Annotated in this window: 14 protein-coding genes and 2 tRNA genes; 11 read left to right on the top strand and 5 right to left on the bottom strand. The window is 72.0% G+C overall.

The features are described from left to right. Positions 1-121: 121 nt before the first annotated feature. The 4 genes from A3IG_RS0124600 (at position 122) to A3IG_RS0124615 (ending at position 5129) form a co-directional block, all read left to right on the top strand. Entirely contained in the window at positions 122-1765 is a 1644-nt protein-coding gene (locus A3IG_RS0124600; RefSeq protein WP_018386259.1) for a hypothetical protein, read from the top strand. Positions 1766-1843: 78 nt separating this feature from the next. Further along, positions 1844-3247, top strand: a complete 1404-nt coding sequence (locus A3IG_RS0124605; RefSeq protein WP_018386260.1) for a N,N-dimethylformamidase beta subunit family domain-containing protein — start codon at positions 1844-1846, stop codon at positions 3245-3247. Between the two features lie 191 nt (positions 3248-3438). Further along, positions 3439-3999: a L,D-transpeptidase gene (locus A3IG_RS0124610; protein ID WP_026220627.1), complete on the top strand. Its 561-nt coding sequence runs from the start codon at positions 3439-3441 to the stop codon at positions 3997-3999. 224 nt (positions 4000-4223) lie between these two features. Next, positions 4224-5129, top strand: coding sequence for a phosphoribosylaminoimidazolesuccinocarboxamide synthase (locus A3IG_RS0124615; RefSeq protein ID WP_026220628.1), 906 nt, complete (start codon positions 4224-4226; stop codon positions 5127-5129). A gap of 302 nt (positions 5130-5431) precedes the next feature. Here the strand turns inward: A3IG_RS0124615 and A3IG_RS0124620 are convergent. From A3IG_RS0124620 to A3IG_RS0124630, 3 genes are all read right to left on the bottom strand, one after another. After that, positions 5432-5507 (bottom strand) — tRNA-Gly (locus A3IG_RS0124620). A 127-nt stretch (positions 5508-5634) separates the two neighbouring features. Continuing rightward, positions 5635-5706 (bottom strand) — tRNA-Gly (locus tag A3IG_RS0124625). 146 nt (positions 5707-5852) lie between these two features. Further along, positions 5853-6170, bottom strand: coding sequence for a histone-like nucleoid-structuring protein Lsr2 (locus A3IG_RS0124630; RefSeq protein ID WP_018386264.1), 318 nt, complete (start codon positions 6168-6170; stop codon positions 5853-5855). A gap of 439 nt (positions 6171-6609) precedes the next feature. Here A3IG_RS0124630 and purS point away from each other — a divergent pair, with 439 nt between their 5' ends. The 6 genes from purS (at position 6610) to purM (ending at position 13554) form a co-directional block, all read left to right on the top strand. Further along, positions 6610-6855: a phosphoribosylformylglycinamidine synthase subunit PurS gene (purS, locus tag A3IG_RS0124635; RefSeq protein WP_018386265.1), complete on the top strand. Its 246-nt coding sequence runs from the start codon at positions 6610-6612 to the stop codon at positions 6853-6855. Beyond that, positions 6852-7529 carry a phosphoribosylformylglycinamidine synthase subunit PurQ gene (gene purQ, locus A3IG_RS0124640; protein WP_018386266.1) on the top strand — a complete coding sequence of 226 codons (678 nt, stop codon included), beginning with the start codon at positions 6852-6854 and terminating at the stop codon, positions 7527-7529. Before purS ends, purQ begins: the two co-directional genes overlap by 4 nt. Then, positions 7526-9829 carry a phosphoribosylformylglycinamidine synthase subunit PurL gene (purL, locus tag A3IG_RS0124645; RefSeq protein ID WP_051087617.1) on the top strand — a complete coding sequence of 768 codons (2304 nt, stop codon included), beginning with the start codon at positions 7526-7528 and terminating at the stop codon, positions 9827-9829. Before purQ ends, purL begins: the two co-directional genes overlap by 4 nt. A 51-nt stretch (positions 9830-9880) precedes the next feature. Then, on the top strand, positions 9881-10672 hold the full coding sequence (locus A3IG_RS0124650) for a maleylpyruvate isomerase family mycothiol-dependent enzyme (protein WP_018386268.1): 792 nt from the start codon (positions 9881-9883) through the stop codon (positions 10670-10672). A gap of 177 nt (positions 10673-10849) precedes the next feature. Next, a complete protein-coding gene (gene purF / locus A3IG_RS0124655; protein ID WP_018386269.1) occupies positions 10850-12412 on the top strand; it encodes an amidophosphoribosyltransferase in 1563 nt (520 codons plus the stop codon). 47 nt (positions 12413-12459) lie between these two features. After that, entirely contained in the window at positions 12460-13554 is a 1095-nt protein-coding gene (gene purM, locus A3IG_RS0124660; protein ID WP_018386270.1) for a phosphoribosylformylglycinamidine cyclo-ligase, read from the top strand. 242 nt (positions 13555-13796) lie between these two features. Here purM and A3IG_RS0124665 read toward each other — a convergent pair whose 3' ends face one another. Together A3IG_RS0124665 and A3IG_RS0124670 are read right to left on the bottom strand one after the other, a co-directional pair. Further along, complete coding sequence (locus A3IG_RS0124665; RefSeq protein WP_018386271.1) at positions 13797-14048, bottom strand: DUF3073 domain-containing protein; 252 nt, start codon at positions 14046-14048, stop codon at positions 13797-13799. Between the two features lie 322 nt (positions 14049-14370). After that, a complete protein-coding gene (locus A3IG_RS0124670; protein ID WP_018386272.1) occupies positions 14371-15474 on the bottom strand; it encodes a Leu/Phe/Val dehydrogenase in 1104 nt (367 codons plus the stop codon). A gap of 180 nt (positions 15475-15654) precedes the next feature. Between A3IG_RS0124670 and A3IG_RS0124675 the strand changes: the two genes are divergently transcribed. Continuing rightward, entirely contained in the window at positions 15655-16530 is an 876-nt protein-coding gene (locus A3IG_RS0124675) for a hypothetical protein (protein WP_018386273.1), read from the top strand. Positions 16531-16800: the final 270 nt, after the last annotated feature.

Below are 16800 nucleotides of genomic sequence, written 5' to 3' on the forward strand. Positions count from 1 at the left end.
CGCACGGTGCACGACGGCGCGCCCGAGGGCTCGCGGACGTGCTCTTCGCCGGCCGGGTGCGACGCGTGACACCGCGCACCCGCCGGGCCCGCTCCATCGTCCGTTGGGGGTGACCAGGGTCATGGCCGGTGTGCAGGTGGCACGCGCTCACGCTCTGGCCGTGCTGCGCATCCGCGGCACGGCACTGGGGATCGCCCTGCTGCCGGCCGCGTTCGCGGTGGTGCTGCTGGTCGGCGGCGCCACCGGGTGGATCGGCGGCTCCGACCAGGGCGGCTGGACGGCGTTCCGCTGGGCCGTGGTCGGTTCCGCACTGGTGGTCCTGGTGCTCGCCGGCAGCGTGGCCGCGGTCCTGGTGCGGGCGCGCCCCGCGCAGAGTCCCACCGTGCCGGTGGACGAGCGGGCCGCCCCGGAGCTCTACCGCATGGTCCGTGAGCTGGCGGAGCGCCTCGACGTCCCGGCTCCCTCGGTGGTCGCGCTCACCCCGGACTGCGACAGCTGGCTGGAGGTCCGCCCGGACCGCCGGCGCCCGCCAGGGCGGCCGCCGCACCGCGGCGCGGAGCCGGCGACCCTGGTCCTGGTGATCGGCTCGCCCTTCCTGTGGTGGATGCGGGTGGCCGAGCTGCGGGCGCTGCTGGCCCCGGTGGTCGCCGGCACCGGCCCGTCCGCGGACCCGGACGTCGCCGCGGCCCGGAGGTTCGTCCGCGGCCTGGACGCCGCCGTCGCCATCAGCGCGTCCCCACCGCCCGGGGCGGTACCCGGCGCGGTCTGGGCCGCGCCGTTGCGGCGTCCCGCGTTCGCCCTGCTCGGCGCCGTCGCCAGGGTGCTGCTGCGGTCCTGTCGGGACCGTGCGTCGGAGATGGAACGGGCGGTCGCCTCATGGGCGTCGGAGCGGGCCCAACAGGTGGACTACGGGCTGCGGATCGTCGCCCAGGAACAGGTCGGCCTCGCCTACGCCGGCTGGGACCGGCTGCTCACCCGGGTGGCGCTGCCCGCCTGGCGCAGCGGGCGCTGGCCGTCCAGGCTCAACGCTGGAGTGGTCGCCGCCCTCACCGAGCTGTCCAGGCGGGACCGGCTCGCGGAGGGGTACGAGAGCCGGCTCGGTGAGCGCCCCGCCTGCGACCTGCTGGAAGACCCCGGGACGGTCGACCAGGAGGTGTCCCTGCTCGCGGCCAGGCTCTTCCACGGCGGCCCGCCGAGCCCCGGGCCGCACTGGTCGCCCGTGGGCTGGGACGAGTACCCCCAGCAGGTGGTGGACCGGATCTGGCGGGGCGGCGCCGCCCGGCTGCACCGGGTCCTTGACGAACTGGGCCCGGCCCCACGGGACGACGCCGGGGCCACGGTCGCCCGGGTCCTCGACCGTCTCGCCCAGGGCGGTGGGGAGCCGCTGGCGGCTCGGCTGGTGGCCGCCCTGTCCCGCGAGGACTGCGACCACGGCCCCGACGCCCCCCAGGCTCAGCTCGCCCCGACCCCCGGCGACGGCCAGGGGGTGTACCTGCCCGTCTACCAGCTCCAGCCGGCCCGCACCGCGCGGGACCTGCTGATCGAGCACGTGACCGCCATGGTCTGCTGCGCCGCGGTGGACACCGCCGGGGCCCGGCCGGGCCTCGACTGGCTGGACGGGCCGGCGCTGCTCGTCGGCGGAGCGCGCAGGGCCGACTTCGCCTCGCCGGTGATCCGGTTGGTCGAGGGCGGCGACCCGGCCCCGCTGCGCACCTGGCTGGCCAACGCCGGCGTGCGCCTGGAGAAGCCGGTGCACCTCGGCTGAGCCGCGCGTGCGCCGGCTCGTCCGTTCCCACCCCTGTGAGCTAACACGCTCAGTTACTCGCGTGCTGCGTATTGTGATGTGCTGTGGCTCGACGTGGACGTGGACGTGACCGGCAACGGGCCGGTGGATCGGCGAGCCGGAAGGGGCGGGTTCGTGGGTGACGGGCAGACTCCGGGGCGACGGACGGACCCCTGGACGGCGCAGGCGGGGGCCGGGGGACGGATCGAGGGCTTCGCGTCGGACGGTGCGGTGGCCCCGGGGGAGGCGGTGGACTTCCGGATCACCGTGGACCCACCGCGCGAGTTCCGGGTGGACGTGTACCGGGTGGGCCACTATGGCGGGGCCGGCGCCCACCGGCTCACTGCCAGCCCCACGCTGCCCGGCATGGTGCAACCGGAGCCGCTGGTGGCCGGGCGCACCGTGTCCTGTCACCACTGGTGGCGGTCCTGGAGACTGCCCGTTCCCCCGTCCTGGCGGTGCGGCGCCTACGTCGCCCAGCTCACCACCGTGGACGGCGCCCGCGGTCACGTCCCGTTCACCGTGCGCTCCCTGCCCCCGGCGGGCGAGCCGGGCCCGGAGGAGCCCACCGCGGCCACGTCGCCACCGGTGGCGGACCTGCTGGTGGTGCTGCCCGACATCACCTGGCAGGCCTACAACTCCTACCCCGAGCAGGAGCTCCCCCCCGGCGTCCGGGACGCCCCGATGACCGTCTCGTTCGACCGGCCCTACGCCGGGACGGGCGTCCCCCCGTTCGCGGGGCACGCCCACGGGTTCATCCGGTGGGCCGAGCGCTACGGCTACGACCTCGCCTACGCCGAGGCCAGGGACCTGCACGCGGGCCGTGTCGCCGCGTCCCACTACCGCGGCCTGGTCTTCCCCGGCCACGACGAGTACTGGACCGCGCCCATGCGGGCGGCGGTGCGGGAGGCCCGGGACCAGGGCACCTCGCTGGTCTTCCTGTCCGCCGGCTCCCTGGCCGGGCACGCCGACCTCGACCCGTCCCCGTCCGGTGAGCCGCACCGCCTGCTGACCTGCCGCGGGCGCCGGCGGCACCGCGGCGGCTCGGGTCGCGAGGCCGGTGACCCGGAGCAGGCGCTGCTCGGCATCCAGCACGCCGGCCCGGTTCCCGAGCCGGCGCCGCTGGTGGTGCGGAACGCCGGCCACTGGCTGTGGGAGGCCACCGGGGCCGAGGAGGGCGACCTGCTGCCCGGGCTGGTCGCCGGCTGCGCCGACCGCTACTTCCCGCGCACCAGCCTGCCCGAGTACCGGGAGCGGATCTTGTTGACCCACTCGCCGTACCGGGACGCCCGGGGTGCGCGCCGCCACCAGGAGACCTCGCTGTACCGGGCGCCCAGCGGCGCGCTGGTGTTCGCCTCGGGGACGTCCGCCTGGTCGCCGGCGCTCGACCGGTCGGGACGGGCCGAGTCCACGGTGCAGCGGGCCACAGCCAACCTGCTGGATCGGATCTGCAAGGGAGACTGAGCGCTACGCTGCATGCAGGACCAGCCATTGACCGTCCAGGGCCGAGGAACCCCCGGAGCCCGGGACGCGTCGGAACTGAAGGACCCACCGGATTCGTACCCACCCGGGCAGGTCGGTGACCCCCGCGCGGAGCGCCGGGGCCCGCCGGTAGTGACCAGCCCGGTAGTGACTAGCGAGGAGAACGCCGCCCCATGGCCCGTCAGGTTTCCTCCAGGGTCGTCGTGACAGGTCTCGTCGTCTCCGCCCTGGCCGCAGTCTCCGCTCTGGCGATCCAGGCGAACGGCGCCACGTCGGGTGACCACACGGCGGGGCACAAGCCGTCGTCGGACAGCTCGTCCACCGCGCCGGGCAAGCCCCGCGCGCCCAAGGCCCCTTCGCTACCCCCGCATTCGGGCACCGGCAAGCGAATAGTCTATTCCCTGAAACTGGACCGGGTGTGGATCGTGAACGCCAGGGGCAAGCCGCTCAGCACGTTCGCGGTGTGGCCCGGCACCCTCGATCCTCCGATCGGTCTGCACCGGGTGACGTATCTGCTGCCCAACACCACCGGCTCCGATAACCTCCAGGTGGAACACGTGATCTATTTCAGTACGGTGGAGAACACCTGGATCGCGTTTTCCGCCGCATTGGACGGATCTTCCCCCAAACCGGTGCCGGGAAAGAAGACCGGCGGGGTGCGGATGCGCCGCAGTGACAGTGCGAAACTGTGGGATTTCGCAGCCATCGGGACGCCGGTCATCGTCACCCCCTGAGCCGTCCGGCGGCTCCACCCCCCCCGGCTGCCGTCCTCCCTCGCCGGTCCGCCCCCGGTCAGGGGCCCCGCCAGGGACCCGCGCGGGGAGCCGGACCGGGGGGCGCTGACGCCGGTCACCTGGGAAACCTTTCGGCCGAAGAACCGCGCCGCCCCGCCCCGGGGCGGCCCATTCTCGGAAGGTAGTGGAGAATCAATAGCGGCCGAGACGAGCGGGGAGGACTGATGTCCGGATTTGTCGAGAAGCCCGAACCTGTGCAGGTTCCCGGCCTGGTGCACCTGCACACCGGCAAAGTGCGCGATCTCTACCAGAACGAGGCCGGCGACCTGGTGATGGTGGCGACCGACCGCATCTCCGCGTACGACTGGGTGCTCCCCACGGAGATCCCCGACAAGGGGCGGATCCTCACCCAGCTCTCCCTGTGGTGGTTCGACCAGCTCGCCGACCTGGTCCCCAACCACGTCCTGGCCGCCGAGCCACCTCAGGGCGCGCCCGCCGAGTGGGCCGGCCGCACCATGGTCTGCCGGGCGCTGCAGATGCTTCCCGTCGAGTGCGTGGCCCGCGGCTACCTCACCGGCTCCGGGCTCGTCGAGTACCAGGAGCACCGCACGGTGTGCGGGTTGGCCCTGCCCGAGGGCCTGGTCAACGGTTCCGAGCTGCCCGCGCCGATCTTCACTCCGGCGACCAAGGCCGAGGTGGGCGAGCACGACGAGAACGTCTCCTACGAGGAGGTCGCCCGTCGGGTCGGCGCGGAGAGGGCCGCGCAACTGCGGCAGTGCACCCTCGCGGTGTACGGCCGCGGCAGGGACATGGCCCGGGACCGGGGCATCATCCTGGCGGACACCAAGTTCGAGTTCGGCCTGGACTCGCAGTCCCAGGAGCTGGTGCTCGCCGACGAGGTGCTGACCCCGGACTCCTCCCGCTTCTGGGCGCTGGACCAGTGGGAGCCGGGCCGGCAGCAGCCCTCGTTCGACAAGCAGTACGTCCGCGACTGGCTGACGTCGCCCGAGTCCGGCTGGGACCGGGCCTCCGAGCAGCCGCCGCCCGCCCTGCCCGACCACGTCGTGGAACACACCCGGGCCAGCTATGTCGAGGCCTACGAGCGGCTGACCGGGAGCTCCTGGAGCTAGCCCTGGCTGGTGCCCCCGCCCTCCGGGCGGACGGCGCCACACACCGGGGCCGGTCCGGTCGGAACGGGGCGGTCAACGCGGGGCGCGGACGGAACCACGGGGCGCGCGGCACCTGGTGACCGAGTGGCGGGCGGGCACACGGCCAGCCCGCCACGGCGGGGGCGCACGGGTACGGACAGCACGGCACTGACTGGACGACAAGACGACCGCACCACAACGGCACGACAAGACGGCGGCACGACAAGATGGCGGCACGACAAAGGCCCTGTCATCGACAGGGCCTTTTCTTGTTGCTCTCACATTGGAGCGGACGACGGGATTCGAACCCGCGACCCTCACCTTGGCAAGGTGATGCTCTACCAACTGAGCCACGTCCGCACGAACACTGGAGGTAACCAGCGTAGCGCCATGCTCGACTGCTCTTTCGAGCAGTCCGGCACACGGACCACTGTACCCGATGTCGGGAGGTCGTCCAGGGGCCGGTCTGTTCCGATGGAGCAATCAGAGCGGGTGACAGGGATCGCACACTGCGCCTCCCCCTTGGAAAGGGGGCGCTCTACTACTGAGCTACACCCGCGGGACTCCGGTTCTTCCGGGCTTCTGCCCGTTTCCCCGGCGCGTATGAGAACCATAGCGGATCACCGGGGGGAGCTGTCCAATCGGCCTCCGACAGCCAAGTCCGGCCCCGAACGCGCTGGTTGGGGCCGCACCTGGCCGCGCGGCTCAGCCCGCCTTGGCGAACGCCTCGTACACCTTCTTGGGGATGCGGCCCCGCGGGGGCACCTCCATCCCGTGGGACCGGGCCCAGGCGCGCACCGCGGCCGGGTCGGGCGCCACCGAGGTGGTGCGGTAGGTCTTGCCTGACCTGCTGCGTCGCCGTCCCGCATCGACAAAGGGGGCGAGTGCGTCGCGCAGCTTGTCCGCGTTCGCCGCCGACAGGTCGATCTCGTAGGTCTTCCCGTCGAGGCCGAAGGAGACGGTCTCGGCCGCTTCGCCGCCGTCGATGTCGTCGAAGAGGCTGACCACCACGCGCTGCACCATAGATCCAGGTCCTTTTCTGCCAAGTCAATGCCGAAACAACCCGAAACTACATCGGCACTCACCGTGAGGTGCGGCCTTCGGCTTGGTCGGCTGGTCGGGGCTCCTAGGCTTTCTTTTGTCCGGGCGAAGATGTGCCGTTCGCATTTCGCCGGACTGGCGCCCCATGCATAAAGATACTTTTCCTCGCTGATTTTCTACAGAGCTGGCACCCGGTGGTGCCCCGGTGATGCCCAACCGTGATCAAATGTGTGATCAAGAACGTCACATAGTGCAAGATCACGATCGCGATCAGAAGCGGAACCGTCCCGGTCACCGACATCCACCGGGAGCCCGTCGCGGGCGGCGCTGATCAGCACCCGGGACAGCGCCGGAGGGTTCGCCGAGGAGGCCCGCTACCCTGGGAGGACCTCCTTTACGCACCACACCACCGGGAGTGCCAGTGGCACGCGTCGTCGTCGACGTCATGCTCAAGCCGGAGATTCTCGATCCCCAGGGCCAGGCGGTGCAGCGAGCACTACCGCGCCTGGGCTTCTCCGGAATCACCGACGTCCGTCAGGGGAAGCGTTTCGAGCTCGAGGTGGAGGGGCCGGTTGACGCCGCTGCCCTCGCCCGCATCCGCGAGATGGCCGAGACGTTCCTCGCCAACACCGTCATCGAGGACTTCGACGTCAGGGTCCAGTCGTGACCGCTCGGATCGGTGTGGTCACCTTTCCCGGCTCACTCGACGACCGGGACGCGCGGCGCGCGGTCCAGCTCGCCGGCGCGGAGCCGGTGGCCCTCTGGCACCGCGACAAGGACCTGCGTCAGGTGGACGCCGTGGTCCTGCCCGGCGGCTTCTCCTACGGGGACTACCTGCGCGCCGGTGCCATCGCTCGTTTCTCCCCGGTCATGGAGACAGTGATCGCCGGAGCCCGGGACGGGCTGCCGGTGCTCGGGATCTGCAACGGGTTTCAGGTGCTATGCGAGTCCCACCTGCTGCCTGGGGCGCTGACCCGCAACGACCACCTGCACTTCGTCTGCCGGGACCAGCGCCTGCGGATCGAGAACGCCACCACCGCCTGGACCAGCTCCTACCGACCCGACCAGGAGATCGTCATCCCGTTGAAGAACGGTGAGGGCGGTTACGTAGCCGACGAGCGCACCCTGGACATGCTGGAGGCCGAGGGCCGGGTGGTCGCCCGTTACCTGGAGCTCAACCCCAACGGTTCCCGGCGGGACATCGCCGGCGTCACCAACGAGGCCGGGAACGTGGTGGGCCTCATGCCGCACCCCGAGCACGCCGTGGAGTCGCTGACCGGCCCCGGCCTCGACGGCCTCGGCTTCTTCACCTCGGTCCTGAAGCGGCTGGTGAACGCATGACCACCGATGCAGGAACGGCGAGTGAGCGAGTGAGCACGACCATCGATACCGTCAAGCGTGCCGTGGACACCCCCGGCCTGGCCCAGCCCTGGGCCGAGCTGGGGCTGAAGCGGGACGAGTACGACCGCATCCGGGAGATCCTGGGCCGCCGGCCCACCGGTGCCGAGCTGGCCATGTACTCGGTGATGTGGTCCGAGCACTGCTCCTACAAGTCCAGCAAGGTCCACCTTCGGCAGTTCGGCGAGAAGGCACCGCCGAGCGACGCCCTGCTGGTCGGGATCGGCGAGAACGCGGGCGTGGTGGACGTCGGCCAGGGCTACGCGGTCACGTTCAAGGTGGAGTCGCACAACCACCCCTCCTACGTTGAGCCCTACCAGGGCGCGGCCACCGGGGTCGGCGGGATCGTCCGGGACATCCTGGCGATGGGAGCCCGGCCGGTGGCGGTGATGGACCCGCTCCGGTTCGGCGCCGCCGACCACCCGGACACCCGGCGGGTACTGCCAGGAGTGGTCGCCGGTGTCGGGGGCTACGGCAACTGCCTCGGCCTCCCGAACATCGGGGGCGAGGTCGTCTTCGACCCCTGCTACCAGGGGAACCCGCTGGTCAACGCCCTGTGCGTGGGCGTGATGCGGCACGAGGACATCCATCTGGCCAAGGCTTCCGGCGTCGGCAACAAGGTCATCCTGTACGGCGCGAGGACCGGCGGGGACGGCATCGGTGGGGTCTCGGTGCTCGCCTCGGAGACCTTCGCGGACCCCAGCGCGGCCGGCACCCGACCGGCGAAGCGCCCCGCGGTGCAGGTCGGCGACCCGTTCCAGGAGAAGCTGCTCATCGAGTGCACCCTGGAGGTCTTCCGGGAGAAGCTGGTCGTCGGCATCCAGGACCTCGGCGGCGCCGGCCTGTCCTGCGCCACCAGCGAACTGGCCTCCGCGGGGAGCGGCGGCATGCGGGTCGAGCTGGACTCCGTCCCGCTGCGCGACGCGACGCTCTCCCCGGAGGAGATCCTGATGAGCGAGTCGCAGGAGCGCATGTGCGCGGTGGTGGAGCCGGACAAGGTCGAGCGTTTCCTGGAGATCTGCGAGAAGTGGGACGTCCTGGCGACCGTCATCGGTGAGGTGACCGACGGCGACCGGCTGGAGATCCACTGGCGCGGTGAGCAGATCGTGGACGTGCCGCCGCGCACCGTCGCCCACGAGGGGCCGGTCTACCAGCGGCCCTACGCCCGGCCGGTGTGGCAGGACGCGCTCCAGGCGGACGACCCGGCGAAGCTGTCCCGCCCCGGCACCCCGGAGGAGCTGCGAGAGGCGGTGCTGAGCCTGGTCGCGTCGCCGAACCAGGCCTCGAAGTCCTGGATCACCTCCCAGTACGACCGCTACGTCCTGGGCAACACGGTGCTGGCCCAGCCCGAGGACTCCGGGATGATCCGCGTCGACGAGGAGACCAACCTCGGGGTGGCCCTGGCCACGGACGGCAACGGCCGGTACGCCAAGCTCGACCCGTACACCGGCGCTCAGCTCGCGCTCGCCGAGGCCTACCGGAACGTCGCCGCCTCCGGCGCCACCCCGCTGGCCGTGACCAACTGCCTGAACTTCGGATCGCCCGAGGACCCGGCCGCCATGTGGCAGTTCGCCGAGGCGTGCCGGGGCCTGGCCGACGCCTGCCTGGCCCTGGGCACCCCGGTGACCGGCGGCAACGTCTCGTTCTACAACCAGACCGGCGAGGTGGCCATCCACCCCACTCCGGTGGTGGGGGTCCTCGGGGTGATCGACGACGTCACCCGGCGCACCCCGATGGGCTTCACCGGGGAGGGCGACCTGCTCTTCCTGCTCGGTGACACCCGTGAGGAGCTCGGCGGCTCGGCGTGGTCCGAGGTCGCCCACGGCCACCTCGGTGGTCTGCCGCCGGCCGTGGACCTGGACCGTGAGCGGCTGCTGGCCGAGGTGCTGGTGGCCGGGTCGAGGGACGGCATGCTCGACGCCGCCCACGACCTCTCGGACGGCGGCCTGGTTCAGGCCCTGGTGGAGAGCTGTCTGCGCGGGGGCCTGGGAGCCAGGATCGTGCTGCCGGAGGGGACGGACCCGTTCGTCGCCCTGTTCAGCGAGTCCACCGGACGCGCGGTGGTGGCGGTGCCCCGCAGCGAGGAGCTGCGGTTCACCGACATGTGCCGCGCCAGGGGGCTGCCGGCCACCCGGATCGGCGTGGTGGACGGGGACAGCCTGGACGTTCAGGGGCAGTTCAGCATCGGCCTCGGGGAGCTCCGCGAGGCCAGCGAGAGCACCATCCCCGCGCTGCTCGGCTGACCCGGTGCCCGGCCCCGGAGTGGGCCGGGCACCCGGTATAGGGTCGCCCGCATGCCGCCTCGCGTCCGCACCCACAACCCGGACCGGATTCGCAACGCGCTGGTTGCGCAGGCGTGGAGCCTGCGCGGCGCCGTCGGGTCGCTCGACCCCGCGGACCTGGCCCGCCCCACCCGGCTCGACGGGTGGACCGTGGGGGACCTCGTGGTGCACCTGGCCCTGCAGCTCGAGGCGCTGCCGCGGGTACTGGCCGAGCCGGCGCCCGAAGGGGCCGCGGCCGAGCTGACCCTGTCGCGGTGGGCGGTGTCCACCGCGTCGGTCGCCGAGCGCCTAGACGCCGACACCCGGGCCGCGGTCGCCGGGTGCCCGGACCCGGTGGTCCGCCTTGACTCGGCGGTGAACGCACTCCAGGACGCCGTGTCCGCCCCGCTGCCCGACCGCGCGGTCCGCATCCGACTGGGCACCATGACCGCCCTGGACTTCGCGGTGACCCGGCTGGTGGAGATGGTGGTGCACGCCGACGACCTGGCCGCCGCCACCGGTGCGGACGTCCCCCTGGACCGGCACGCCCTGGCCACCGTGGTGCGGCTGCTCGCCGACGCTCTGGCCGCCGAGGCGCCAGGGGGCTCGGTGGAGCTGCGGGTCCCCCCGTTCGCCGTGGTGCAGTGCGTGGCCGGTCCCCGACACACCCGGGGCACCCCGCCCAACGTGGTGGAAACCGACCCGCTCACCTGGATCCGCCTCGCTGCCGGCCGCCTCACCTGGGCGGACGCCGTGGCCGACGCGGCTCTCACGGCCAGCGGCGAGCGCTCCGACCTGTCCGGTTTGCTCCCGGTTCTCGGGTGACCAGGACCACACCGTTCCGGCCCGCCCCGAGTGTGACCTAACTATCACCCGAGTGGTGTTCGACCCGTGTTCTCCCGGTTCTGCCGGGGGATCGGCGGCTCCGACGGCCGTGGAAAGGCGCTGGGGGCCACCTCCCCCGTTCGGCCCTCGCCGAGGACCTGTCCTAGACTCGAACTCGTGCCACGTGGTGACGGATCCCTCAACCACGATCTCCTTCCCGGTGAGAAGGGCCCCAAGGACGCCTGCGGCGTCTTCGGTGTCTGGGCCCCCGGTGAAGAGGTCGCCAAACTCACCTACTTCGGGCTGTACGCACTGCAACACCGTGGACAGGAGTCCGCGGGGATAGCAGTCAGCAACGGCTCCCAGATCCTGGTCTTCAAGGACATGGGCCTGGTCTCCCAGGTCTTCGACGAGACCGCGCTGAGCTCACTGAGTGGGCACCTGGCCATCGGCCACACCCGTTACTCCACCACCGGTGCCTCGGTGTGGGAGAACGCCCAGCCCACCTTCCGTGCCAGCGACAACGGCTCCATCGCGCTGGGCCACAACGGCAACCTGGTGAACACCGCCGAGCTCGCCGAACTGGTCGCCGCGCTGCCCCGGCGGCAGGGCCGGCCGTCGCAGGCAGCCGCCACCAACGACACCGACCTGATCACCGCGCTGCTCGCCGGCCAGTACGACCAGGACGGGGCACCGCTGTCCCTCGAGGAGGCCGCGGCCCGGGTGCTGCCCCAGGTCAAGGGCGCCTTCTCGTTGGTGTTCATGGACGAGCACACCCTCTACGCGGCCCGCGACCCGCAGGGCATCCGCCCGCTGGTCCTCGGCCGCCTGGAGCGCGGCTGGGTGGTCGCCTCCGAGACCGCCGCCCTGGACATCGTCGGCGCCTCCTTCATCCGGGAGATCGAGCCGGGCGAGCTGGTGGCGGTGGACGCCAACGGCCTGCGGGCCACCAGGTTCGCCGAGGCCCGGCCCAAGGGCTGCGTCTTCGAGTACGTCTACCTGGCCCGCCCCGACACCGACATCGCCGGCCGCAACGTGCACCTGTCACGGGTCGAGATGGGCCGTCGCCTCGCCAAGGAGGCTCCGGTCGAGGCCGACCTGGTGATACCCACCCCGGAGTCGGGCACCCCGGCCGCCGTCGGCTACGCGGAGGCCAGCGGCATCCCCTACGGCGCAGGCCTGGTCAAGAACTCCTACGTCGGCCGCACCTTCATCCAGCCCAGCCAGACCATCCGCCAGCTCGGCATACGGTTGAAGCTGAACCCGCTGAAGGAGGTCATCCGGGGCAAGCGCCTGGTGGTGGTGGACGACTCGATCGTCCGCGGCAACACCCAGCGGGCCCTGGTCCGCATGCTGCGTGAGGCCGGCGCCGCCGAGGTGCACATCCGGATCTCCTCGCCGCCGATCAAGTGGCCGTGCTTCTTCGGCATCGACTTCGCCACCCGCGCCGAACTGATCGCCAACGGCCTGACCGTCGAGGAGATCGGCACCTCGCTCGGCGCCGACTCGTTGGCCTACATCTCCATCGACAGCATGATCGAGGCCACCACCATCGCCAAGCCCAACCTCTGCCGGGCCTGCTTCGACGGTGAGTACCCGATGGAGCTGCCCGACCCCCGACTGCTCGGCAAGCACCTGCGGGAGGACGAGGCGGCGGCCCCGGCCCGCACCGACGTCGCGGACGCGGTCCCCTCGCTGCTCAGCGGGCCCGGCGGCGCGGACGCCCTGCGCCGCCCGTAGCCACCCCGACGGCGCACCAGTAATCCCAGCGGAAAGAGCTCCTCACCGTGTCCGAGACCAACCGATCCCACCCCAAGGACGCCCCCGCCCCCGCGGCCAGCTACGCCGCCGCGGGCGTGGACATCGAGGCCGGTGACCGCGCCGTCGAACTGATGCGGACCTGGGTCGCCAAGGCCACCCGGCCCGAGGTCGTGGGCGGCCTCGGTGGCTTCGCCGGCCTGTTCGACGTCTCCTCGCTCAAGGGCTACACCCGTCCGCTGCTGGCCACCTCCACCGACGGCGTCGGCACCAAGGTGGCCGTCGCCCAGCGCATGGACCGGCACGACACCATCGGCCACGACCTGGTCGGCATGGTGGTGGACGACCTGGTGGTGTGCGGGGCCGAGCCGCTGTTCATGACGGACTACATCGCCACGGGCAAGGTGCACCCGGAGCGGATCGCCGCGGTGGTCAAGGGCATCGCCGAGGGGTGCGCCCTCGCTGGCTGCGCCCTGGTCGGCGGGGAGACCGCCGAGCACCCCGGGCTGCTCGGCCCGGACGAGTACGACGTGGCGGGAGCCGGCACCGGGGTGGTGGAGGCGGACCGGGTGCTGGGCCCCGAGCGGGTCCGCGCCGGGGACGTGGTGATCGCGATGGCCGCGTCCGGGCTCCACTCCAACGGGTACTCACTGGTGCGCCACGTGTTCTTCGAGCGGGCCGGTTGGACCCTGGACCGGCAGGTTCCGGAGTTCGGCCGCACCCTCGGCGAGGAGCTGCTGGAGCCGACCCGGATCTACGCGCTCGACTGCCTCGCGCTGGCCCGGGCCACCGAGGTACACGCGTTCGCCCACGTCACCGGGGGTGGGCTGGCCGCCAACCTGGCCCGGGTGATCCCCGAGGGTCTCGCCGCCCGGCTGGACCGCGGCACCTGGACGCCGCCTCCGGTGTTCACCCTGGTCGGGGCCCTCGGTGGCGTCCACCAGGAGGAACTCGAGCGGACCCTGAACATGGGCGTGGGCATGGTCGCGGTGGTGCCCCCGCACGCCGTGGACCCGACGCTGGCGCTGCTCGCCGAGCGCGGGGTGGACGCCTGGGCGCTCGGTGACGTGGTGCCGCGGGACGATGACTCGCTGGCCGCCGCGCTGCGCGGGGAGCACCGCTGAGGTCGGCTCCGGCCGCCGGCCGTCCGGTACCCGGGGGCCGTCGGGGGCGACACCCCCGGCGGCCCGCCACCCTGGGCCCGGTGGCCGCGGGAGGGGCCGGCTTAGCGGCGCGCGGGCGGACCCCGGCGTCCCGGCGGTGTGCGGGAAACCGTCGGACGGCCCCCGGGCGGCTGGGCACGACGAAACCCGGTCCTGGGCTTCACACCCTGGACCGGGTCCCTACGCGGGCGAACCCGCGCGGCTCAGGCGCCGCGACGGGCAGGGCCGGACTTGCCGCCCTCGTCCTCGTCGTCCTCGTAATAGGCGGCGTACGCCGCATACGGGTCGTCCTCCAGCTCGTCATCGTCATGCAGCGGCTCGTTGTCCCGGTTGACCGGCTGCGATGTCGATGCGCCCAGCTCTTCGGCCAGGCGGGAAAGGTCTGTCCCGCCGCTGTTGTACTTCAACTGGCGGGCGACCTTCGTCTGCTTGGCCTTGGCCCGGCCGCGCCCCATGGCTCGACCCCCTCAACGACGGGGCTCGACGGCCCCGAGTCTTGACACGCGTTCATGATCTGGAACGGTCCCTCATAGGAAAGACCGCCCGTAGGCCACCAACGGTACCTGCTTCCGAGGCCGTACGGTACGCCGCCCGCGCGACGTGCCGAACACCGGGCACCGTTCGTCGCCTCGTCCCCGCTGGTCAGCATCAATTTTACGGTGTCCGCCCCCGGCGCGCGGCCGGGCTCGGGCACCGTCAGTCCAATGGGCTCATCGGCGGACCCGACGCCGGCGGGTCACGCCTGGTGCCGGGTCCGCGACGGAGGGCGGAACGGGCTCACCGGCGCGTCGCCGTCCGTGCCTCGAGGGCCTCCGCCATCCGGGCCTCGGCCAGCCGGTCGGCGGCGACCGCGGGCGGCACCCCGTCGGCCTCCGCGCGGGCGAAGATGTTCAGGGTGGTGTCGAAGATCTTGGCCGCCTTGCCCTTGGCCCGCTCGAAGTCGAAGCCGTGGATCTCGTCCGCGACCTGGATCACCCCGCCGGAGTTCACCACGTAGTCGGGTGCGTACAGGACGTGCCGGTCGGCGAGGTCCTTCTCCACCCCCGGGTGGGCGAGCTGGTTGTTCGCCGCGCCACAGACGATGGAGGCGGTCAGGACCGGGACGGTGGCGTCGTTGAGCGCGCCGCCGAGCGCGCACGGGGCGTAGACGTCCAGGTTTGATGTGATCAATGTCTCAGTGTCCGCCACCGCGGTCACCTGCGGGTACCGAGCCCTGACTCGCTCCACCGCGTCCGCCCGGACGTCGGTGACCAGCACCTCGGCGCCGTCGGCGAGCAGGTGCTCGACCAGGATGTGGCCGACCTTTCCGACCCCGGCCACGCCCACCCGCCGGCCGCGCAGGGTGGGCTCGCCCCAGCGGGCCTGGGCGCTGGCGCGCATGCCCTGGAACACGCCGAACGCCGTCAGGACCGAGGAGTCGCCGGCGCCGCCCTGCTCCGGGGAGCGACCAGTGGTCCACTGGCACTCCCGGGCCACCACGTCCATGTCGGCCACGTAGGTGCCGACGTCGCAGGCCGTGTAGTAGCGCCCGCCGAGGGAGGCCACGAAGCGACCGTAGGCGAGCAGCAGGCGCTCGCTCTTGAGGGTGTCCGGGTCACCGATGATCACGGCCTTGCCGCCGCCGTGGTCGAGCCCGGCGAGGGCGTTCTTGTAGGACATGCCGCGAGCGAGGTTCAAGGCGTCCTCGACTGCTTCGTCCTCGGTGGCGTAGGCGTGGAACCGGGTACCGCCCAGGGCGGGGCCCAGCGCGGTGGAGTGCAGGGCGATGACGGCCCTGAGGCCGCTGGCACGGTCCTGACAGAGCACGACCTGCTCGTGGCCGCCGAGCTCGGATGCGAAAAGCCGGGCGACGACACTGTCGGCCTGACGTACGTCGGTCACTGTGGTGACTCCCGTGGTGGAGAGGTTGGCCCGCCGAGGTGTCAGGCGGGACTGATGGGCACACAGCGTAGATCCTCCACGGGGGCCGGCCGCTCGAAGTGGCCCGGAACACCCTCACCGGTCCCCGGCCGCGTGCGACGATGCTGACGGCCAGCACGGAGCCGCTAGGGGAGTGAGCGCGTGGCGCAGTCGTCGGTCGAGGTGCCCTACAACGCCTACCTGCGGGTCTACGAGCCGCTCGCGGCCTTCCCGGAGCCGGAGCGCTCGCACTGGTCGGAGTACGCGGCCAGGGCCGCTGAGGACCGGCCGACGGAGCAGGACGAGGTGCGGCAGGCGCTGGTGGACCTGGTGCCCGTCCCCCCGGTGCCCGTTCCGGTGCACGAGAGCCGGGACGCCTTCGTGGCGGTCGTGGACGGGGTCACCCTGGTCTGCCCCTGGCGTACCCGGCTGCGGTCCTGGTTGGCTCTCGAGGAACTGCGGCACCAGTTCCCGCGTCCGGTGCTGGACGCGGTGCTGCCGCCGGTGGTGCGCGTCCAGGCGGAGGCCGACTACGAGCACTGGCGTGAGCGCAACCCCGACGTGCGGCCGTGGATCAGGTCGAGCACCTGGCACGTACCCGTCCGGTGGTTCGTGCTGTTCAGCGATGACGAGCGTGAGTTCGAGGCGGGCCGCATCGAGGAGCGCTCCGACGGGCCGGACAAGCGGCGCTCCAGCCCGCTGCTGCGGTACCGCACACCCATGGTGCAGGCTAGGCGCCGGGTGGCCCGGGGGCTGAAGGTCCTGCGGGACACCATGGGGGAGGGACCGTTGATCGAGGGGCTGATCGAGGTGGGCCGCTGGATCGAGGACTTCCATCCCCGCTCGCTCGTGGAGCTGGACTACGGCGGGCTGGTCCACGCGATCGACGAGGACAGCCTGGCCGAGGACCGTTCCGCGGCGGACGTGGCCGAGGGGCTCGCGGCCCTGAAGGCGGAGGACGGGGCACGCGCCGGACAGGCGTACGAGCGCCTCACCGAGCGGTGGCGCGGGGTTCGCGAACTGGAGTTCGCGAGCTGAAACCGGGCGAGTCGCCGCGAGAATCGCGTTCGCCGTGATTCGGAAATAACGGCCCTAACGTGATGTATCGCACGTTAGGCACCTCTGGTGCAGCCAGCCTAGATGTGTCAAAGTAGGACAAGCAACCGCATGGTTGAGGCTTCTATGTCCTTTCGGGTGGATGGGCTCCGGTTCGGTGGCTCGATGGGGGATGGCGGGCCTCTGGGTAAGCTGTGACTGATCGTTACTCTCGAGTGACTGTCCGCTATAGGCCGGTCCATCGGCATCCGC

The sequence above is a fragment of the Wenjunlia vitaminophila DSM 41686 genome (assembly GCF_000380165.1).
GTDB classification, from domain to species: domain Bacteria; phylum Actinomycetota; class Actinomycetes; order Streptomycetales; family Streptomycetaceae; genus Wenjunlia; species Wenjunlia vitaminophila.